Origin of the sequence: Staphylococcus sp. HMSC062H10 (assembly GCF_001836945.1) — a bacterium.
Lineage (GTDB): Bacteria > Bacillota > Bacilli > Staphylococcales > Staphylococcaceae > Staphylococcus > Staphylococcus aureus.
This window is the reverse complement of sequence record NZ_KV830996.1, coordinates 38485-59221: the sequence shown is the minus strand read 5'-3', so window position 1 is coordinate 59221 and position 20737 is coordinate 38485. Positions and strand designations below refer to the sequence as shown.

At 34.1% G+C, this 20737-nt stretch carries 19 protein-coding genes; 12 read left to right on the top strand and 7 right to left on the bottom strand.

The window, feature by feature from the left end; genetic code table 11:
- Positions 1–141: 141 nt before the first annotated feature.
- The 3 genes from nrdD (at position 142) to HMPREF2658_RS12200 (ending at position 2735) form a co-directional block, all read left to right on the top strand.
- Positions 142–1992, top strand: coding sequence for an anaerobic ribonucleoside-triphosphate reductase (gene nrdD, locus HMPREF2658_RS12210; protein ID WP_001071717.1), 1851 nt, complete (start codon positions 142–144; stop codon positions 1990–1992).
- The gene (gene nrdG / locus HMPREF2658_RS12205; RefSeq protein WP_000173331.1) at positions 1989–2525 is read left to right on the top strand and encodes an anaerobic ribonucleoside-triphosphate reductase activating protein; all 537 of its coding nucleotides are present in this window, start codon (positions 1989–1991) and stop codon (positions 2523–2525) included. Before nrdD ends, nrdG begins: the two co-directional genes overlap by 4 nt.
- Positions 2526–2624: 99 nt before the next feature.
- Positions 2625–2735, top strand: coding sequence for a hypothetical protein (locus HMPREF2658_RS12200; RefSeq protein ID WP_001790600.1), 111 nt, complete (start codon positions 2625–2627; stop codon positions 2733–2735).
- A gap of 15 nt (positions 2736–2750) precedes the next feature.
- On the opposite strand, the gene HMPREF2658_RS12195 is transcribed toward HMPREF2658_RS12200, so the two are convergent.
- Positions 2751–2912, bottom strand: a complete 162-nt coding sequence (locus tag HMPREF2658_RS12195; protein WP_054194588.1) for a hypothetical protein — start codon at positions 2910–2912, stop codon at positions 2751–2753.
- 131 nt (positions 2913–3043) lie between these two features.
- Here HMPREF2658_RS12195 and HMPREF2658_RS12190 point away from each other — a divergent pair, with 131 nt between their 5' ends.
- The gene (locus tag HMPREF2658_RS12190) at positions 3044–4666 is read left to right on the top strand and encodes a BCCT family transporter (RefSeq protein WP_000711870.1); all 1623 of its coding nucleotides are present in this window, start codon (positions 3044–3046) and stop codon (positions 4664–4666) included.
- Positions 4667–4835: 169 nt separating this feature from the next.
- On the opposite strand, the gene HMPREF2658_RS12185 is transcribed toward HMPREF2658_RS12190, so the two are convergent.
- Together HMPREF2658_RS12185 and HMPREF2658_RS12180 are read right to left on the bottom strand one after the other, a co-directional pair.
- Positions 4836–5399: a choline uptake/conversion transcriptional regulator CudC gene (locus HMPREF2658_RS12185; RefSeq protein WP_000198599.1), complete on the bottom strand. Its 564-nt coding sequence runs from the start codon at positions 5397–5399 to the stop codon at positions 4836–4838.
- A gap of 88 nt (positions 5400–5487) precedes the next feature.
- Positions 5488–5583, bottom strand: a complete 96-nt coding sequence (locus tag HMPREF2658_RS12180; RefSeq protein ID WP_031785531.1) for a hypothetical protein — start codon at positions 5581–5583, stop codon at positions 5488–5490.
- A 68-nt stretch (positions 5584–5651) separates the two neighbouring features.
- Between HMPREF2658_RS12180 and betB the strand changes: the two genes are divergently transcribed.
- From betB to mbcS, 5 genes are all read left to right on the top strand, one after another.
- Positions 5652–7142 carry a betaine-aldehyde dehydrogenase gene (betB, locus tag HMPREF2658_RS12175; protein ID WP_000421696.1) on the top strand — a complete coding sequence of 497 codons (1491 nt, stop codon included), beginning with the start codon at positions 5652–5654 and terminating at the stop codon, positions 7140–7142.
- A 259-nt stretch (positions 7143–7401) separates the two neighbouring features.
- Entirely contained in the window at positions 7402–9111 is a 1710-nt protein-coding gene (gene betA, locus HMPREF2658_RS12170; protein WP_000038850.1) for a choline dehydrogenase, read from the top strand.
- Positions 9112–9388: 277 nt separating this feature from the next.
- Positions 9389–9601, top strand: a complete 213-nt coding sequence (locus tag HMPREF2658_RS12165) for a sterile alpha motif-like domain-containing protein (protein ID WP_000011688.1) — start codon at positions 9389–9391, stop codon at positions 9599–9601.
- A gap of 279 nt (positions 9602–9880) precedes the next feature.
- Positions 9881–10324 carry an antibiotic biosynthesis monooxygenase family protein gene (locus tag HMPREF2658_RS12160; protein WP_001028779.1) on the top strand — a complete coding sequence of 148 codons (444 nt, stop codon included), beginning with the start codon at positions 9881–9883 and terminating at the stop codon, positions 10322–10324.
- Positions 10325–10517: 193 nt separating this feature from the next.
- Entirely contained in the window at positions 10518–12110 is a 1593-nt protein-coding gene (gene mbcS / locus HMPREF2658_RS12155) for an acyl-CoA synthetase MbcS (protein ID WP_070854432.1), read from the top strand.
- A gap of 62 nt (positions 12111–12172) precedes the next feature.
- Here mbcS and HMPREF2658_RS12150 read toward each other — a convergent pair whose 3' ends face one another.
- Entirely contained in the window at positions 12173–12502 is a 330-nt protein-coding gene (locus HMPREF2658_RS12150; RefSeq protein ID WP_001796575.1) for a hypothetical protein, read from the bottom strand.
- Between the two features lie 295 nt (positions 12503–12797).
- Between HMPREF2658_RS12150 and lqo the strand changes: the two genes are divergently transcribed.
- Positions 12798–14294: an L-lactate dehydrogenase (quinone) gene (lqo, locus tag HMPREF2658_RS12145; protein WP_001130051.1), complete on the top strand. Its 1497-nt coding sequence runs from the start codon at positions 12798–12800 to the stop codon at positions 14292–14294.
- A 195-nt stretch (positions 14295–14489) separates the two neighbouring features.
- Here the strand turns inward: lqo and HMPREF2658_RS12140 are convergent, their stop codons facing one another.
- Both HMPREF2658_RS12140 and HMPREF2658_RS12135 read right to left on the bottom strand, forming a co-directional pair.
- Complete coding sequence (locus HMPREF2658_RS12140; RefSeq protein WP_001031407.1) at positions 14490–15380, bottom strand: fructose bisphosphate aldolase; 891 nt, start codon at positions 15378–15380, stop codon at positions 14490–14492.
- 122 nt (positions 15381–15502) lie between these two features.
- The gene (locus tag HMPREF2658_RS12135) at positions 15503–15919 is read right to left on the bottom strand and encodes a hypothetical protein (protein WP_001237623.1); all 417 of its coding nucleotides are present in this window, start codon (positions 15917–15919) and stop codon (positions 15503–15505) included.
- A gap of 253 nt (positions 15920–16172) precedes the next feature.
- On the opposite strand from HMPREF2658_RS12135, the gene HMPREF2658_RS12130 reads away from it, so the two are divergent.
- Complete coding sequence (locus HMPREF2658_RS12130) at positions 16173–17510, top strand: aspartate aminotransferase family protein (RefSeq protein WP_000030055.1); 1338 nt, start codon at positions 16173–16175, stop codon at positions 17508–17510.
- Between the two features lie 79 nt (positions 17511–17589).
- Here the strand turns inward: HMPREF2658_RS12130 and HMPREF2658_RS12125 are convergent, their stop codons facing one another.
- Positions 17590–19038, bottom strand: a complete 1449-nt coding sequence (locus HMPREF2658_RS12125; RefSeq protein ID WP_000534422.1) for an APC family permease — start codon at positions 19036–19038, stop codon at positions 17590–17592.
- Between the two features lie 686 nt (positions 19039–19724).
- Between HMPREF2658_RS12125 and HMPREF2658_RS12115 the strand changes: the two genes are divergently transcribed.
- A complete protein-coding gene (locus tag HMPREF2658_RS12115; RefSeq protein ID WP_053004553.1) occupies positions 19725–20684 on the top strand; it encodes an L-lactate dehydrogenase in 960 nt (319 codons plus the stop codon).
- The last annotated feature ends 53 nt before the right edge of the window (positions 20685–20737 follow it).

Below are 20737 nucleotides of genomic sequence, written 5' to 3'. Positions count from 1 at the left end.
ATAATTGTGTAGAAATATGAATTTCACTAAATGTTAATAACTTTGTGACGTTTTAGTTAACAGACTAATAAAAATTTGAAAATACTATATATAGTGGTATAACGTAATGAGTAGACACAATATATAGGAAGAAGGGGTAAAATGAATCAAATCGAAGAAGCATTAACGGGTTTGATTTCTAAAGATCCTGCTATTGTTAATGAAAATGCCAACAAAGATAGTGATACATTTTCAACAATGAGAGATTTAACAGCAGGTATCGTTTCTAAATCTTACGCATTAAATCATTTATTACCAAAGCACGTTGCAGATGCACATCAAAGAGGGGACATACATTTTCACGACTTAGATTATCATCCATTCCAACCGTTAACAAACTGTTGTTTAATAGATGCTAAAAATATGCTACATAATGGATTTGAAATAGGCAACGCGAATGTAACTTCACCAAAATCAATACAAACTGCATCAGCGCAGCTTGTACAAATTATAGCCAATGTTTCTAGCAGTCAATATGGTGGCTGTACGGTTGACCGCGTTGACGAATTACTTAGTACATATGCACGACATAATGAAGAACAACATAGGAATATCGCAAAGCAATTTGTCAAAGAATCTGAAATTGATCGTTATGTTGATCAACAAGTCACTAAAGACATCAATGATGCGATTGAAAGTTTAGAATATGAAATTAATACCTTATATACATCTAATGGACAGACACCTTTTGTAACATTAGGATTCGGCTTAGGTACAGATCATTTAAGTCGCAAAATTCAACAAGCTATCTTAAATACTCGTATCAAAGGCTTAGGAAAAGACCGCACGACAGCGATTTTCCCAAAACTTGTATTTTCAATTAAAAAAGGAACCAACTTTAGTCCGCAAGATCCGAACTATGATATTAAACAACTAGCATTAAAGTGTTCAACGAAACGTATGTATCCAGATATTTTAAATTATGACAAACTCGTAGAAATATTAGGTGATTTCAAAGCGCCAATGGGTTGTCGTTCATTTTTACCAAGTTGGAAAGATGCGGAAGGTCATTTTGAAAATAATGGTCGTTGTAATCTTGGTGTTGTTACACTTAATTTACCTAGAATGGCATTAGAATCTGCCGGTAATATGACGAAATTCTGGGAAATCTTTTATGAACGTATCGATGTCTTACACGATGCATTACTTTATCGTATAAATCGTTTAAAAGATGCTGTACCGAATAACGCACCAATTTTATATAAAAGTGGCGCTTTTAACTATAAATTAAAAGAAACAGATGATGTTGCTGAGTTATTTAAAAATAAACGTGCAACGATTTCAATGGGCTATATAGGGTTGTATGAAACAGCTACTGTTTTCTATGGTCCAGACTGGGAAACATCTCAAGAAGCAAAAGCATTTACACTTGAAATTCTTAAAGAAATGAAACGTTATCAAACGAAATGGACAGAATTATATGACATTTGGTTCAGTATTTACAGTACGCCGAGTGAATCGCTAACGGATCGTTTTTGTCGTTTAGACCAAGAGAGATTTGGAGATATTAAAGACATTACAGATAAAGGATATTACCAAAACTCTTTCCATTATGATGTACGTAAAGATGTTACACCTTTTGAAAAGTTAGATTTTGAAAAAGATTATCCTTATTATGCGAGTGGTGGTTTCATTCACTATTGTGAGTATCCGAAATTGCAACACAATTTGAAAGCACTAGAAGCGGTATGGGACTACTCTTATGACAAAGTTGGTTACTTAGGTACAAATATTCCGATTGATCATTGTTATGAATGTGATTACGATGGAGATTTTGAAGCAACTGAAAAAGGGTTTAAATGCCCGAACTGTGGCAATGATAATCCTAAAACAGTTGATGTCGTTAAACGAACATGTGGTTACTTAGGCAATCCAGTTCAACGTCCAGTAATTAAAGGCCGTCATAAAGAAATTTGCGCACGAGTAAAACATATGAAAGCGCCTAAAGAATGACACTTTTAGACATTAAACAAGGACAAGGTTATATTGCTAAAATAGAATCAAATAGCTTTGTTGACGGTGAAGGAGTAAGATGCAGTGTTTATGTATCAGGATGTCCATTTAATTGTGTTGGATGTTACAACAAAGCCTCACAAAAGTTCAGATATGGCGAGAAATACACTGATGAAATATTAGCAGAAATATTAGATGATTGCGATCATGATTATATATCTGGGCTAAGTCTATTAGGTGGCGAACCATTTTGTAATTTGGATATTACATTAAATCTTGTCAAAGCATTTCGAGCACGTTTTGGAAATACAAAGACAATTTGGGTATGGACTGGATTTTTATATGAATATTTAGCAAATGATTGTACAGAACGTCGAGAGTTATTATCATACATTGACGTTTTAGTAGATGGGCTATTTATACAACACTTATTCAAACCTGATTTACCATATAAAGGTTCTTTAAATCAACGCATTATAGATGTACAACAATCACTCTCGCATGCGCGTATGATTGAATATATTGTTAGTTGAATATGTATTAGAAGTCAAGGTAACATCCGTTGCCTTGGCTTCTTTTTATGTTAGGTACATAATTGAAAGTTAATAAAAGCAGTTCTTTAGAAAAATATATTGATAGAATATGACCTAACAATCATTTTGATACCAATATTAAAAGTTGCATATCCGTTTTTTAAAAAAGTTGAAAGAGAAAAGTGGTATTTTAGTGGGAAGGAAGTCTAACTTTTTGGTAGCGTTTTACAATGAATAAATATTCGTTAATAACGTATAAATATTCTTAAATGCCGTTCTAGTAAAATTTGTTAAATTCGTTAAATCATAACTTAACACAGTTTTTTTAGCGCTATTAAAGTTTTGTTTATTATGAGAAAAATTATATAAATATTCAATAATTGCCAAGTTTCAAATTGTATGAAATTTGCATTATTATTAAATATTAGTTATTGTCAATTTTGTGAATCAATATAATTATTACATTTTGAGATAAATCGAAACAGGATTCATAAAATTAATAATTAGGGGGAGCACAATTGAAAAAAGAGAAAGTTATGGACTGGACGACCTTTATAGGGACAGTAGCTGTACTTCTTTTTGCAGTTATACCTATGATGGCTTTTCCAAAAGCAAGTGAAGATATCATCACTGGTATTAATAGTGCCATTTCTGATTCAATTGGTTCGATATATTTATTTATGGGGCTGGCGATTTTTTGCTTTGTAATGTATATCGCATTTGGTAAATATGGTAATGTCACACTTGGTAAAGCAAGTGATAAACCAGAATTTAATACATTTACATGGGCGGCAATGCTGTTTTGTGCAGGCATAGGCTCTGATATTTTATACTGGGGCGTTATTGAATGGGCTTTTTACTATCAAGTTCCACCAAATGGCGCGAAAAGTATGAGTGATGAAGCACTCCAATATGCGACGCAGTATGGTATGTTCCACTGGGGACCAATTGCTTGGGCTATTTATGTTTTACCAGCATTACCAATTGGTTATTTAGTATTTGTTAAAAAACAACCGGTGTATAAAATTAGTCAAGCTTGTCGTCCGATTTTAAAAGGTCAAACAGATAAATTTGTAGGTAAAGTTGTAGATATCTTATTTATCTTTGGATTGCTAGGTGGTGCGGCAACATCACTAGCGTTAGGTGTACCATTAATTTCTGCAGGCATAGAAAGATTAACTGGTTTAGATGGTAAAAATATGATTTTACGTTCGGCCATTTTATTAACAATCACGGTTATATTTGCCATTAGTTCATATACAGGATTGAAAAAAGGTATTCAAAAGTTAAGTGATATCAACGTTTGGCTATCATTTGTACTTTTAGCTTTTATATTTATTATTGGACCGACTGTTTTTATTATGGAAACGACAGTGACAGGATTCGGAAATATGTTGAGAGATTTTTTCCATATGGCGACATGGTTAGAACCATTCGGTGGTATTAAAGGTCGAAAAGAAACGAATTTCCCACAAGACTGGACAATATTCTACTGGTCATGGTGGTTAGTATATGCGCCATTTATCGGTTTATTTATCGCTAGAATTTCAAAAGGTCGACGCCTTAAAGAAGTCGTGCTAGGAACAATTATTTATGGAACGCTTGGATGCGTATTATTCTTTGGTATTTTTGGTAACTATGCTGTGTATTTACAAATTTCTGGACAGTTTAATGTAACACAATATTTAAATACACATGGTACAGAGGCAACCATTATTGAAGTGGTGCATCATTTACCATTCCCATCATTGATGATTGTACTATTCTTAGTATCTGCTTTCTTATTCTTAGCAACAACATTTGATTCGGGTTCATATATTTTAGCGGCAGCATCTCAGAAAAAAGTGGTAGGCGAACCATTACGTGCCAATCGTTTATTCTGGGCATTTGCATTGTGCTTATTGCCATTTTCATTGATGTTAGTTGGTGGCGAACGTGCATTAGAAGTATTGAAAACTGCTTCAATACTGGCAAGTGTGCCATTAATTGTTATTTTTATTTTCATGATGATATCATTTTTAATCATTTTAGGACGCGATAGAATTAAACTTGAAACGCGGGCTGAAAAATTAAAAGAAGTTGAACGTCGTTCATTGCGAATCGTTCAAGTATCAGAAGAAGAACAAGATGATAATTTATAATTTAATAAATGATGCATAAGATTTTGAATTTTATAAGTATATGATTGATTGTCATATTAAGCAAAAACGGTAATTTCTATTTATTGAGATAGAAGTTACCGTTTATTTCGTGCACCTATTGCATTATTTTCATTTTGCATAATCATCATTGTCGCTGTTAGAGTCAATTTTAGTTTTCAGTATCAGAAGGTTGTTCTGGAATTGGGAAATATTTGAAAATTTCACCGCTTTCAATCGCTTCGGTTAACTGTTCTAACCATTCGTAATAAACATGTGTATGATCAAGCTGAGCTTTAATTTTTTGCGCCTCTTGTGTTTCAGCTTCAGTTAAATCACTGCTTTCAAGTAATGGATTGATAATAGCTTGAGCATCTTTTACTGCTTCGACATTGATGTCAATTTCACGCTGAAATTTTTTAGTGAAAAAGTTTCGAAAAAAGATGAAAAAGTCTTTCTCGGCGATAAAATGTTGTTTGCGGCTTCCTCTCGTAAATTGTTGTTTAACAATATCAAATTCCTGCAATTTCTTAACGCCAGCACTCATACTTGGTTTGCTCATTTGCAATTGATGACGCATTTCATCAAGCGTCATACTGCCTTCAAACACCATAGTGCCATATAAGTTTCCTACACTTCTATTAGTGCCATACAAATCCATTGTCTGTCCAATTGAATTAATTACAATATCTTTTGCTTGTTCTAATTGTTGCTGTTTGTTCTGAGAACGAGTCATCATTGCACCTCCGTACATCATTTTGGTCACGTTAAAATAAATACTAATACATTATAAAACCTTTTCTAAAAAAAGACATTAAAAATATTTAAAGCATTAAAGTTAAATGTTTCGTTAAATAAAAATCTAACGAACTTACAAAACTTAATTCTTTAGTTGTTTTGTAAATTGACACATTTTTCATTTCTATGCTAACATAAGTTTGTAAAATTCGTTAAATAAAAATTTAACAAACTTAACGGAGGTTGTTGAATGGAACTTTTAAAACATTTATCTCAGCGTCAATATATTGATGGTGAGTGGGTTGAAAGCGCGAATAAAAATACAAGAGATATTATCAATCCTTACAATCAAGAAGTGATATTTACGGTTTCTGAAGGGACAAAAGAGGATGCAGAACGTGCAATCTTAGCTGCAAGACGTGCGTTTGAGTCTGGTGAATGGTCGCAAGAAACTGCTGAAACAAGAGGTAAAAAAGTACGTGCCATCGCGGACAAAATCAAAGAACATCGCGAAGCGTTAGCACGATTAGAAACATTAGATACTGGAAAAACGTTAGAAGAATCATATGCAGATATTGATGATATTCATAATGTGTTTATGTATTTTGCTGGATTAGCAGATAAAGACGGTGGTGAAATGATTGATTCACCAATTCCAGATACAGAAAGCAAAATTGTTAAAGAACCAGTAGGTGTAGTTACACAAATTACACCTTGGAATTATCCGTTATTACAAGCATCATGGAAAATTGCGCCAGCGCTTGCTACGGGTTGTTCACTAGTTATGAAACCAAGTGAAATTACACCATTAACAACAATACGTGTTTTTGAATTAATGGAAGAAGTTGGTTTCCCTAAAGGAACAATTAATCTTATTCTAGGTGCAGGTTCTGAAGTTGGTGACGTAATGTCAGGTCATAAAGAGGTCGACCTTGTATCATTTACAGGTGGCATTGAGACTGGTAAGCATATTATGAAAAATGCTGCTAATAATGTTACAAATATTGCCTTGGAACTTGGCGGTAAAAATCCAAACATTATCTTTGATGATGCTGATTTTGAATTGGCGGTAGACCAAGCGTTAAATGGTGGATATTTCCATGCAGGTCAAGTTTGTTCAGCAGGATCAAGAATATTAGTACAAAACAGTATTAAAGACAAATTTGAGCAAGCACTTATTGATCGCGTGAAAAAAATCAAACTAGGTAATGGTTTTGATGCTGATACTGAAATGGGACCAGTGATTTCAACAGAACATCGTAATAAGATCGAATCTTATATGGATGTAGCTAAAGCAGAAGGCGCAACAATTGCTGTTGGTGGTAAACGTCCAGATAGAGACGATTTAAAAGATGGTCTATTCTTCGAGCCAACAGTCATTACAAATTGTGATACGTCAATGCGTATTGTACAAGAAGAGGTTTTCGGACCTGTCGTTACTGTAGAAGGCTTTGAAACTGAACAAGAAGCGATTCAATTAGCGAATGATTCTATATATGGTTTAGCAGGTGCTATATTTTCTAAAGATATTGGAAAAGCACAACGCGTTGCTAACAAGTTGAAACTTGGTACGGTGTGGATTAATGATTTCCATCCATATTTTGCACAAGCGCCATGGGGTGGATACAAACAATCAGGTATCGGTAGAGAATTAGGCAAAGAAGGCTTAGAAGAGTACCTTGTTTCAAAACACATTTTAACAAATACAAATCCACAATTAGTGAATTGGTTTAGCAAATAAAAATTAGATAAGGTGAGTGCCATTGTAAGAACACAAGACACTCACTTTGTTTTGTATAAGTAGCGAAATGTTGATTGATAATTTGGACTAAACGAAAAATGAATCATAGATTATTTCATGACTGTTAGTAACAATCATATAAAGAAAATCGAGTGTTTGGTTAGCTAAGTTTAGAAATTCAACGATAACCAAGCAGCCACGATCAATTATTTCATACATTACTCACTTTGAAATACAACAAACTTTGGAGGTCATAACGATGAGCAAGAAAAACAAATCATATGATTATGTCATCATTGGCGGAGGTAGTGCAGGTTCTGTACTGGGTAATCGTCTAAGTGAAGATAAAGATAAAGAAGTATTAGTATTAGAAGCGGGTCGCAGTGATTATTTTTGGGATTTATTTATCCAAATGCCGGCTGCGTTAATGTTCCCTTCAGGCAACAAATTTTACGATTGGATTTATTCAACAGATGAAGAACCACATATGGGCGGTCGTAAGGTAGCACATGCCCGAGGTAAAGTTTTAGGTGGATCAAGTTCGATTAATGGCATGATTTATCAACGTGGTAATCCAATGGACTATGAAGGCTGGGCAGAACCAGAAGGTATGGAAACTTGGGATTTTGCGCACTGTTTACCGTATTTTAAAAAATTAGAAAAAACATACGGTGCAGCGCCTTATGATAAATTTAGAGGCCATGATGGACCAATTAAGTTAAAACGAGGGCCAGCAACGAATCCTTTATTCCAGTCATTCTTTGATGCAGGTGTTGAAGCAGGCTATCATAAAACACCTGATGTGAATGGATTTAGACAAGAAGGTTTTGGACCGTTCGATAGTCAAGTGCATCGTGGTCGCCGAATGTCAGCTTCAAGAGCATATTTACATCCAGCGATGAAGCGTAAAAACTTAACCGTAGAAACACGTGCTTTTGTGACTGAAATTCATTATGAAGGTAGAAGAGCAACTGGTGTTACGTATAAGAAAAATGGCAAACTACATACCATCGATGCTAATGAAGTCATTTTGTCTGGTGGGGCATTCAATACGCCACAATTACTACAATTATCAGGTATCGGTGATTCAGAATTCCTAAAATCAAAAGGCATTGAGCCACGTGTTCATTTACCTGGTGTGGGTGAAAACTTTGAAGATCACTTAGAGGTATACATTCAACATAAATGTAAGGAACCTGTATCATTACAGCCAAGCTTAGATATCAAGCGCATGCCATTTATTGGTTTACAATGGATTTTCACACGTACAGGTGCAGCAGCATCTAACCATTTTGAAGGTGGCGGATTTGTACGTTCAAATAACGAAGTTGATTATCCTAACTTAATGTTCCATTTCTTACCAATAGCTGTAAGATATGATGGTCAAAAGGCAGCGGTCGCACATGGCTATCAAGTTCACGTAGGACCAATGTATTCAAACTCTCGTGGTAGCTTGAAAATCAAATCTAAAGATCCATTCGAAAAACCAAGTATCCGCTTTAATTATTTATCAACAGAAGAAGATAAAAAAGAATGGGTAGAAGCAATTCGTGTAGCAAGAAATATCTTATCTCAAAAAGCAATGGATCCATACAATGGTGGAGAAATTTCACCAGGACCAGAAGTGCAAACAGACGAAGAAATTCTTGATTGGGTTCGTAGAGATGGTGAAACAGCATTACACCCATCTTGTAGTGCTAAAATGGGTCCTGCTTCAGATCCAATGGCAGTAGTTGACCCGTTAACAATGAAAGTCCACGGTATGGAAAATTTACGTGTAGTTGATGCATCAGCTATGCCACGTACAACTAACGGTAATATCCATGCACCAGTGTTGATGTTAGCCGAAAAAGCTGCAGATATTATACGTGGCAGAAAACCTTTAGAACCTCAATATGTGGATTATTATAAGCATGGTGTTCATGATGAAAATGAAGGTGCAATCGAAGTAAAACCATACGCTAAATAAATTTATATAGTAGACTCTTAGTCTGGCATCTATTGTATTGGTGCCAGGCTTTTTTGCGTTTTATTTAAATGAGAAGTTAATGTGTTGTTCAAAAACGGTGTGTGAGTATATGAACTGAAAATAGGGTTAATTGTACATTGTGATGATTAATTGACCTAATTGGCAGACATTAAAAGAGTGCATAACCTTAAAAAGTTCACTAAATAGACATTTAATTGTGTTTTCTTGAAAGCTTTCGTGGTAGGATTTATATAAGTAAATTGAGAGAAGGAATACTATGAGCTTTTACGAATATATACAAACATTTAAAGATGATAAAACACCATTAGGCGAATTAGCGATTTGGATTAAAGAAGATGATTCATTCCCAAAACAAGAGAAGCTAACAGAAAACATTTTGTCTTATTTTCATCAAATGTCCAATATAGATCATGAGTTTTTAGAAATTGTTAAAAGATCACTTTCTCTGTATGATCAATTAAAATCGTAAAATCAGAAATAAAGTTAGCTAAAATACAAGGCCGGTGATTTCACAGATGAAGTTGTCGGCTATTTTCATGACTAATGTCCAATATAGATCATGAAATTGAAGACACAAAAATAGAGGGCGACTCCTGTCCCCATTTGTATGAAATATTAATACTTTTTACAAAGTCTTACCTTTTAAAAAGAAGCCAAACTATGATTGTAATTAATAAATACGGGAATGAATTAGTAATAGATATAAAGTAATATGACCAAAAATATAAATGAAATGAAGGCATTTATTATGAACATTTATGATGAATATAGAAGTTATGTAATAGAAGAACTGGATGATTGTCTCACAATACAAAAAAATAATGACACTGCATATTACGATGTTCTAGAAGCGATAAATGATTTATCAAATGATTCATTATGTGTGTTAAATCATTTATATATTAACGAAGGACAAGAAGAAACATTCGAGCAAAAATTTTTGCAACGTAATAAGCATTTAAAAAACGTTGATGGGTTTAAAGCATTAAGGTTTTTAAGACCTAGAACAGCTGGTAGACACTATATCATTATTACGCTGTGGGAAAATAGGCAAGCATTTTATCATTGGCAAAATTCAGCTGAGTACAAGCATACACACAAGCAACGTGGCACTTCGAAAGGTGCAGATGTAAAAATAATTAATCGTGAATTATCATACAATATTCGTATTGAATTAGCTGATATGGTCTAGCCCGAGATATCAACCCTCAATCATTTGAAAGTCCTTGAATGCTACGTCATGTCAAAGTGTAGTGTCGAGGACTTTGGTATTTAACCCTATTTAATTGAAAATTCTGTAAAGATAGGCGTATGATATATATAATTCATTTATAAAATTACAATGTTCATCACAGGAAAAGTGGATGTATGAAAGGAAGTTAGTTATGCAAAAGTCAGCTCTATTCGCGCCTGAAAAATATAACATTATTTCGGAAATCGAAAAATATAGCCACATACCAGATAAAAAGGCAATTTTATATCATAATACTGAAGGTGAAGATATATCAGTCACTTACCAACAGCTCATTGAACAGTCTAATAAAGTAGGTAATGTTTTAGCATCGCACGGTTTATCTAAAGGCGATAAAGTACTCATTATGATGCCACGATCTATTGCGACGTATGAATTATATATTGCTGCTTTAAAATTAGGTGTCGCAATCATTCCATGTTCTGAGATGCTAAGAACTAAAGATTTACAATACCGTATCACACACGGTGAAATAAATGCAGTCATTGCATTAGAGCCATTCACAGTTGAATTTGAAAAAATTAAAGAATATGATGCGTTAACTAAATTTGTTATCGCTGGTCATAAAGATGGATGGATTTCACTCGAATCTGAGAAGGAAAATGCAAGCAACAAACTAGAAATGGCAGATACGACGCGAGATGATACAGCGATTTTGTCATATACATCTGGTACAACTGGCAATCCTAAAGCCGTTACACATTGTCATGGATGGGGATTTGCACATTTACAAATGGCACCAAAACATTGGTTATGTATTAATGAAGATGACTTAGTTTGGGCAACAGCAGCACCAGGTTGGCAAAAATGGGTATGGAGTCCTTTCTTATCTGTATTAGGTTCAGGTGCAACTGCTTTTGTATTTAATGGAAGATTCAGCCCTGAAACATACTTAGAATTGCTTCAAAAATATCAAATTAATGTTTTATGTTGTACACCGACAGAATATCGTATGATGGCTAAATTACAGAACTTAAATGATTATGACTTAACGCATTTACATAGTGCCGTTTCTGCAGGTGAGCCACTAAATCGAGAAGTAGTTGAACAATTCAAGAAATACTTTAATTTAACTGTAAGAGATGGATATGGCCAGACTGAAAGTACCTTGCTTATAGGCTTTTTAAAAGATACACCACAAAGGATTGGATCAATGGGTAAAGGCATTCCGGGTAGTTCGGTCACTGTAGTAGATGATGACGGGAATAGCGTACCTGCTAATACGAAAGGGAATATTGCAGTACCACTTGATTTGCCAGCACTTTTCAAAGGGTATTATAAAGAGCCAGAACGTACGGCGAAAGCGCAAACAGGTAAATACTACATCACTGGTGACTTAGCTCATGTAGATGATGATTATTTCTGGTTTGAAGGACGTCGAGATGACATTATTATTAGTTCAGGCTATACGATTGGGCCTTTTGAAGTTGAAGATGCGTTAACGAATCATCCAGCCGTTAAAGAATGTGCTGTAGTAGCAAAACCTCATGATATACGAGGGAATATTGTTAAAGCATTCGTTATTTTACAGGACCATACTGCGGGTGATGATACGCTAGTTAAAGAACTACAACAATTTGTTAAAAATGAAGTTGCACCATATAAATATCCGAGAGAGATTGAATTCGTTGACGACTTACCAAAAACAAATTCAGGTAAAATTCGTCGTGTTGAACTACGAGATGCTGAAATAGAAAAGTGGGAAAAACAAAAAGATAACAATTAAAAAGCATAGTAAAGCAGTCCAATGCGTATGGTATGATGATACGCACTGGACTGCTTGTTTATTTATGATGTTCTTTGTCGTCTAGTTATAAATATTAAAATTAGTTTAGAAACAAGCGCAACCACTATTAAGAATGAGAAAATATAAGATTTCAAACCTCGAATATCCCATGTTAATAAAAATACATGTCTATCACCGGCATTAAGTTGAAACTCAGTATGTGTTAGAACGATAATTACAATGCCTATAAGTGCAAGATTCAAAATAATTTTCAATATTAAAGGTAATTGTGATGTATTTCTTGGATGCATATATTGAATCTCCTTTTTATGATTGATTTTACACTTATATTGTATCAAAATAGAGTATAGGTTTAAAATGCTATAAGCCAAATGTAGATTAAAACAATCGTTAACGATTTGTTGTCAAATAATTATGATTGATTTGATATTTATCTTCTATGAATAAAAGATTTAATATATTGCAAAGTTAATGAATAATTATAATTTACATTTACCACTGCTTGCTTTAACATATATATGTAAGCACTAACTATAGTATTTTGTTACAGCGTATCAATTAAAACAGGAAGTTATCTATGGCGTTGATATTTTAAAGAAATATGTCAGTTTTATGTAACTTTCATATTGATGATACACATTTACAATTTTTGGAGAGGTGAAACCAATGGCTAAGTCTAACAGTAAAGACATCGTTTTAATTGGAGCCGGTGTACTTAGCACAACATTTGGTTCAATGTTAAAAGAAATTGAGCCAGACTGGAATATCCACGTTTACGAACGCTTGGATCGTCCTGCAATCGAAAGTTCAAACGAAAGAAATAATGCTGGTACGGGTCATGCAGCATTATGTGAGTTGAACTACACAGTTTTACAACCTGATGGTTCTATCGACATCGAAAAAGCGAAAGTGATTAACGAAGAGTTTGAGATTTCAAAACAATTCTGGGGTCACTTAGTGAAAAGCGGTAGCATCGAGAACCCAAGAGAATTTATCAATCCATTACCACACATCAGTTATGTTAGAGGTAAAAACAATGTTAAATTCTTAAAAGATCGTTACGAAGCGATGAAAGCTTTCCCTATGTTCGATAATATCGAATATACTGAAGACATCGAAGTAATGAAAAAATGGATTCCATTGATGATGAAAGGCCGTGAAGATAACCCTGGTATCATGGCGGCAAGTAAAATTGACGAAGGTACAGATGTAAACTTCGGTGAATTAACACGTAAAATGGCTAAAAGCATTGAAGCACATCCAAATGCTACAGTGCAATTTAACCATGAAGTTGTTGATTTTGAACAATTATCAAATGGTCAATGGGAAGTTACTGTTAAAAATCGCCTAACTGGTGAGAAATTCAAACAAGTAACTGACTATGTATTCATCGGTGCTGGCGGTGGAGCAATTCCATTATTACAAAAAACAGGTATCCCTGAAAGTAAACATTTAGGTGGATTCCCTATCAGTGGTCAATTCTTAGCTTGTACAAACCCACAAGTTATTGAACAACACGATGCCAAAGTTTATGGTAAAGAGCCACCTGGTACACCACCAATGACTGTACCTCATTTAGATACGCGTTACATTGATGGTCAAAGAACATTATTATTTGGACCATTTGCTAATGTTGGACCTAAATTCTTGAAAAATGGTTCTAACTTAGATTTATTCAAATCAGTTAAAACATACAACATTACAACTTTATTAGCAGCAGCTGTTAAAAACTTACCTTTAATTAAATACTCATTTGACCAAGTGATTATGACAAAAGAAGGTTGTATGAACCACTTACGTACTTTCTATCCAGAAGCACGTAATGAAGATTGGCAATTATACACTGCTGGTAAACGTGTACAAGTTATCAAAGATACACCTGAACACGGTAAAGGATTCATCCAATTCGGTACAGAAGTGGTTAACTCACAAGACCACACTGTAATCGCATTATTAGGTGAATCACCAGGGGCTTCAACTTCAGTTTCAGTTGCGTTAGAAGTATTAGAACGTAACTTCCCTGAATACAAAACTGAATGGGCACCTAAAATCAAGAAAATGATTCCATCATACGGTGAATCATTAATTGAAGACGAAAAATTAATGAGAAAAATCCGTAAACAAACTTCAAAAGACTTAGAATTAGGTTACTACGAAAACTAAATTCTAATAGCTATATTTAAAATCGGGCAACTGAGAAATCTTATAGATTTTTCAGCTGTCCGATTTTTTTCGCGTAATCTATAATATATACGGCAAAATCAACTTTAATCAAAAAGACTCATACACAATGCTTTTAAAGCACATGTATGAGTCCTTTTTAGTAGTTTATATCAAAAAATACGTTTAATGTATAAATTAGTTTTTGTTTACAGATGCGTCGTAGATTGATTCTACAGCGTCACCTAATGCTTTATCGAATTCTTCTTTAGATTGTCCAGCTCTTAAATCACTAGCTAATGCACGTGAGAAGCTTGCGATAAGTTCAGCGTTATCTTTAAGTAATTCGTTCGCTTTTTCTCTGCTGTAACCACCTGATAATACAACGATACGAACAACATTTGGATGTTCAGCTAAGTCTTTGTATAAGTTAGCTTCAGTAGGAATTGTTAATTTTAACATAACTAATTGATCAGCATTTAAGCTGTCTAAACCTTTTTTAAGCTCAGCTTTTAATACTTTTTCAATTTCAGCTTTATCTTTTGCGTTAATATTAACTTCTGGTTCGATAATTGGCACTAACCCTTTAGCAATAATTTGTTTAGCGACTTCAAATTGTTGTTCAACAACGTCTTTGATACCTTGTTCATTTAATTCTAAAATATTAGAACGCATTTTTGTACCAAAAATGTGACGCTCGTTTGCACGATCTAATAAGCTGTCTAAGTTGTCGATTGGTTTCATTAATTGAACACCATTTTGCTCTTCAGCAAGACCTTTGTCTACTTTTAAGAACGGAACAACACCTTTATCAGCTAAGTAATCTGCAGTGTATTTGCCTTCTACTTCGCGATCCATTGTTTGTTCGAAAAGAATAGCACCCAAAATTTTATCTGGTGAGAATGAAGGTGAAGTTACCACACGTGTACGCATATCGTGAACAAGTTGGAACATTTCGTCTTCATTGCTATATTGATCTTCGTTTACACCATATTCTTTAAGTGCTTTTGGTGTACTACCACCACTTTGGTCTAATGCGGCAATAAAGCCTTTTCCATTTTTCATTTTTTCTAATTGCTCTTTATTCATACTTTCCACTCCTTAACTTTTCAATACACCTCCAGTATGATAAAAATGAGAACATTTCTCAAGTCATAAACCTTGAAAAGTGTATAAAATGTGAAAAATAATTGTCAGTTTAATTAAAAATATTATTTTATTCTAGGTATGACTAACGCCATTAATGACATAAAGAAAATATGTGTAATAATCCAACCGATTAATTCTGTCACACTAAATTGAAAAATTGGACGTTGCGCAATAAATACTAAAAAGGGATACAATGCTATAAATAAGAAAACTAAAGGGATATAACATAGATAGTAAAGCCTTTTAGAAGTATGAAACAGAAACACAAATACAAAATAAATGACGCTACCAATTAGTAAGTGACATATTATTTCTAGAGTATATGGTGTATTGCCAGAAGGAATTAGAAAATCTAAATTCAATAATAAAGCGTTTAAATGTGATTGATCGCTAATTATGTCAAACAACATGGTCATCCATAGCAACATGAATGATATGAAAATAGCAGCAATGAAATGGAACAATACTTTTAAACGCATTCATATCACCTCAGAGTCAAATGGAATATAGTAAACAATTCCCTAATCGAACAAAATTATGCGCATAAACAAAGTAGATTGATATAAAATTCTTAATTATCAGAATATATTTACAAATCTGAATTTTATTAGTATATTGGATAGTATTCATAATGACATGACAGTATTTTCACGTGATATCAAATCGAATGTGGTTATCGATGTAGGGAAGGTAATTATACGAATAAGGTCTGTCAATGGGAGGGGAATGTATATGAGTAAAGCACATCAATTAATTCAAGAGGATGAACATTATTTTGCGAAATCAGGACGTATTAAATATTATCCGTTGGTGATTGATCATGGATATGGAGCAACATTGGTTGATATTGAGGGGAAGACATATATCGATTTGTTATCGAGTGCGAGTTCTCAAAACGTAGGTCATGCACCTAGAGAAGTAACAGAAGCGATAAAGGCACAAGTTGATAAATTTATTCATTATACACCAGCATATATGTATCATGAACCGTTGGTACGTTTAGCTAAGAAGCTTTGTGAGATTGCACCTGGAGATTTTGAAAAAAGAGTGACCTTCGGATTAACCGGATCAGACGCAAATGATGGCATCATTAAATTTGCCAGAGCATATACAGGGCGTCCTTATATCATTAGTTTCACTAATGCATATCATGGTTCAACTTTTGGCTCGTTGTCTATGTCAGCTATTAGTTTAAATATGCGCAAACATTATGGTCCGTTATTGAATGGTTTTTATCATATTCCGTTTCCAGATAAATATCGTGGTATGTACGAGCAGCCACAAGCTAATTCAGTAGAAGAATATTTAGCACCCCTAAAAGAAATGTTTGCGAAATATGTACCTGCTGACGAAGTAGCATGTATTGTTATTGAAACGATACAAGGCGATGGTGGACTTTTAGAACCAGTTCCAGGGTATTTTGAAGCGTTAGAAAAGATTTGTCGTGAACATGGTATTTTAATCGCTGTCGATGATATTCAACAAGGTTTTGGGCGAACAGGTAAATGGAGTTCAGTCTCGCATTTTAATTTTACGCCTGATTTAATCACTTTCGGAAAATCTTTAGCAGGTGGTATGCCCATGTCAGCAATTGTTGGACGCAAAGAGATTATGAATTGTTTAGAAGCACCAGCACATTTATTTACAACAGGTGCTAATCCAGTTAGTTGTGAAGCTGCATTAGCCACAATTCAAATGATTGAAGATCAGTCGCTTCTTCATGCTAGTGCGGAAAAAGGGGAATATGTTAGGAAACGAATGGATCAATGGGTATCTAAATACAATAGTGTTGGCGATGTTAGAGGTAAAGGTCTGAGCATTGGTATTGATATTGTTTCCGACAAAAACCTCAAAACACGTGATGCTACTGCGGCACTTAAAATCTGTAATTACTGCTTTGAGCATGGCGTAGTTATTATAGCTGTAGCAGGAAATGTGTTACGATTCCAACCGCCATTGGTGATAACATATGAGCAATTAGACACGGCGTTAAACACTATAGAAGATGCACTGACTGCTTTGGAAGCAGGTGACTTAGATCAATATGACATATCTGGACAAGGTTGGTAATAGCGATTATCTTAATATAAAATAAAAAATCATTTCCGCATCTGGATGTTAATCAGATGGGAAATGATTTTTTTGATTTTTATTTTGGTGGGTGGTATTCAGCTACGTCATTTTTCTTAGAATGTCTAAGTCCATAACTTAAATATAGAATGATACCAACAATAAACCAAATTAAAGTGTATAATTTCGCTTCGAATCCTAATCCCCAGAATACTAGCAATACTAAAACAAATGTAACTGCTGGTAACACAGGATATAAAGGTAATTTAAACGCAGGAATTGGTAGATCTTTACCTTCACGATTTCTCAAACGATACATTGCTAATGAAACGAACATAAATGCAACTAGTGTACCTGCTGAAATTAATTGTGCTAAAAATGCGAATGGGAACATAGAACCAATTAAAACACCAATAATAGTAAGTATAACTAGTGCGCGATTAGGTAAATGTTTGTCGTTTAAGTGGCTTAACCATGAAGGTAATAAACCGTCACGTCCAAATGAATAAAGTAAACGTGAGCCTGCTAACATCATACCAATTAATGCTGTAAACATACCGATAACAGAGATAGCTTGAACAATAGCTGCTACAACACCATGACCACTTTGACGTAAAGCCCAACCAACAGGTTCAGCATTGTTTGCGTATTGTGAGTAATGGAACATACCAACTAACACAAGTGCTACAGCAACAAATAATATGATAGCAACACTTAAAGAACCAAGAATACCTCTAGGCATTGTCTTTTGAGGGTCAAGTGCTTCTGCTGAGTTTGCTGCGATAGAATCGAAACCAATATACGCTAAGAAAATCATTGAAACACCAGCATATATGCCTTGCCATCCACCAAAGTCACCTGTAGCAGTTACTTTGTGTTCTGGAATAAATGGCACATAGTTACTAACATTTATTGCTGTTAAACCTACGATTACAAATAAAATAATAGCTAATACTTTTAAAATAACTAAAATATTTTCCATACGTGCTGCTTCTGACATACCACGTGATAGTAATAATGCAGTTAATAAAATAACGATAGCAGCAATAATATCGATAAAACCGCCATTCGTACCAAATGGATTTGATAATGCTGCAGGTAATTCGATGCCAATTGGTTTTACAAGTCCGCGTAAATTCGCTGAGAATCCTGATGCAACAAAGGCTACGGCGATAAAATATTCAGCTAATAAAGCCCAACCGGCAACCCATCCAAAAAATTCACCAAATAATACATTGACCCAAGAATAGGCTGAACCTGCAAATGGCATAGCGGCAGCCATTTCTGCATAAGTAAATGCAACTAAACCGGCAACAATAGCAGCGAGTAAGAATGATAACGCAACGGCCGGTCCTGCATGTTCTGCAGCAACAATGCCAGGTAGCGTAAAGATAGATGTCGATACAATTGTTCCTACACCTAAAGCTAAGAAATCACGCACCCGAAGTGTACGCTTTAAATGACCATCTTTATTTTGATAGATAGCCGGATCCTCTTTTCGTGCTATTTTATTGAAAAAACTTCCCATAAACTTTCCTCCCAAACATTCATAAACAATTCTATACGGTGTTTTTTAATATGTTATATCATAGCACAAATAATCAATATTTTGTCTAAAAATTCTGAAAAATCATAACTTTATGTTACGTATTAATGACTTGTCTTGATAACATCCATAGATTTTTTAAATGATAAAACTGATTATAACAGATATTAAATGAATAAGTACTATTTTTTGCTAATTTTCTAACAATTTTGCGCATTATATTTTTAAAATCAATTTCATGTTTATATCTGATTGGCTAGTTTGTATGAAATGTAATTCTTTGACTATAAAAAGATGCATCAAATATGATAAGGGTAAGGCGGAAAATAGGAGGTTATATAGTAAGTCATTTAAGTCGAATTGCCATCCTTTTTAAACTGAAAAAAATAGAAAGCTCAATAGTTTGTTAAAGCCTTTAAATAGCGTCGTTACGCAATTTTAGAATGCTAAAAATTGTCACAAATTTCAAATTACGTGCTAAAGCTTGAGATATCAATATTTATTGGCGATAGAGTGTAATTTGACTCCGTTTACATCTCAGTTTTATGTTTGTAATTTGGTAGCATAATATTATAATAAAATAAAATTGTTAATCTTTAATTTCAGTATAGATATTTTTACGTGTAGTCACGTGTAAAATAAATTCAATTAGGTTAGGAGACATAATTATGAAAACATTTGGTAAAAAGGTTGTATTAATCGGAGATGGATCTGTAGGATCAAGCTATGCCTTTGCAATGGTTACGCAAGGTGTTGCTGATGAATTTGTAATTATTGACATTGCAAAAGACAAAGTAAAAGCAGATGTTCAAGATTTAAACCATGGTACAGTCCACAGTCCTTCACCAGTTGATGTGAAAGCAGGTGAATACGAAGACTGTAAAGATGCAGATTTAGTTGTTATTACAGCTGGTGCACCTCAAAAGCCAGGTGAAACACGTTTACAATTAGTTGAAAAAAATACTAAGATTATGAAGAGCATTGTTAAGAGTGTTATGGATAGCGGCTTTGATGGATATTTCTTAATCGCGGCAAACCCTGTAGACATTTTAACAAGATTTGTAAAAGAATATACTGGATTACCAGCAGAACGTGTTATCGGTTCAGGTACTGTATTGGACAGTGCACGTTTACAATATTTAATTACCCAAGAACTTGGTGTTGCACCTTCAAGTGTTGACGCTAGTATTATTGGTGAGCATGGTGATACTGAACTTGCAGTTTGGTCACAAGCAAATGTAGCAGGTATTTCAGTATATGACACATTAAAAGAACAAACTGGTAGCGAAGCTAAAGCGGAAGAAATTTATGTAAATACACGTGACGCTGCTTATGAAATTATCCAAGCTAAAGGGTCAACATACTATGGTATTGCATTAGCATTGATGCGCATTTCAAAAGCCATTTTAAATAATGAAAATAATGTCTTAAATGTTTCTATACAATTAGATGGTCAATATGGCGGTCACAAAGGCGTTTACTTAGGTGTACCGACATTGGTTAACCAACATGGTGCAGTTAAAATTTATGAAATGCCATTAAGTGCAGAAGAACAAGCATTGTTCGATAAATCTGTTAAAACATTAGAAGATACATTTGATTCAATTAAATATTTATTAGAAGACTAAGCCTATTTTAAGTATTAATTAGAAATATATTAATGGTAAGAGGATCTATTAGT

What these genes read in the sequence shown, in the direction of transcription:
- HMPREF2658_RS12135 (WP_001237623.1), bottom strand. Translation starts at nt 15,919, where the DNA reads ATGCGTTTAAAAGTATTGTTCCATTTCATTGCTGCTATTTTCATATCA.
- nrdD (WP_001071717.1), top strand. Translation starts at nt 142, where the DNA reads ATGAATCAAATCGAAGAAGCATTAACGGGTTTGATTTCTAAAGATCCT.
- HMPREF2658_RS12140 (WP_001031407.1), bottom strand. Translation starts at nt 15,380, where the DNA reads ATGAATAAAGAGCAATTAGAAAAAATGAAAAATGGAAAAGGCTTTATT.
- mbcS (WP_070854432.1), top strand. Translation starts at nt 10,518, where the DNA reads ATGCAAAAGTCAGCTCTATTCGCGCCTGAAAAATATAACATTATTTCG.
- nrdG (WP_000173331.1), top strand. Translation starts at nt 1,989, where the DNA reads ATGACACTTTTAGACATTAAACAAGGACAAGGTTATATTGCTAAAATA.
- betA (WP_000038850.1), top strand. Translation starts at nt 7,402, where the DNA reads ATGAGCAAGAAAAACAAATCATATGATTATGTCATCATTGGCGGAGGT.
- HMPREF2658_RS12125 (WP_000534422.1), bottom strand. Translation starts at nt 19,038, where the DNA reads ATGGGAAGTTTTTTCAATAAAATAGCACGAAAAGAGGATCCGGCTATC.
- HMPREF2658_RS12185 (WP_000198599.1), bottom strand. Translation starts at nt 5,399, where the DNA reads ATGACTCGTTCTCAGAACAAACAGCAACAATTAGAACAAGCAAAAGAT.
- lqo (WP_001130051.1), top strand. Translation starts at nt 12,798, where the DNA reads ATGGCTAAGTCTAACAGTAAAGACATCGTTTTAATTGGAGCCGGTGTA.
- HMPREF2658_RS12160 (WP_001028779.1), top strand. Translation starts at nt 9,881, where the DNA reads ATGAACATTTATGATGAATATAGAAGTTATGTAATAGAAGAACTGGAT.
- HMPREF2658_RS12130 (WP_000030055.1), top strand. Translation starts at nt 16,173, where the DNA reads ATGAGTAAAGCACATCAATTAATTCAAGAGGATGAACATTATTTTGCG.
- HMPREF2658_RS12180 (WP_031785531.1), bottom strand. Translation starts at nt 5,583, where the DNA reads ATGAAAAATGTGTCAATTTACAAAACAACTAAAGAATTAAGTTTTGTA.
- HMPREF2658_RS12115 (WP_053004553.1), top strand. Translation starts at nt 19,725, where the DNA reads ATGAAAACATTTGGTAAAAAGGTTGTATTAATCGGAGATGGATCTGTA.
- betB (WP_000421696.1), top strand. Translation starts at nt 5,652, where the DNA reads ATGGAACTTTTAAAACATTTATCTCAGCGTCAATATATTGATGGTGAG.
- HMPREF2658_RS12165 (WP_000011688.1), top strand. Translation starts at nt 9,389, where the DNA reads ATGAGCTTTTACGAATATATACAAACATTTAAAGATGATAAAACACCA.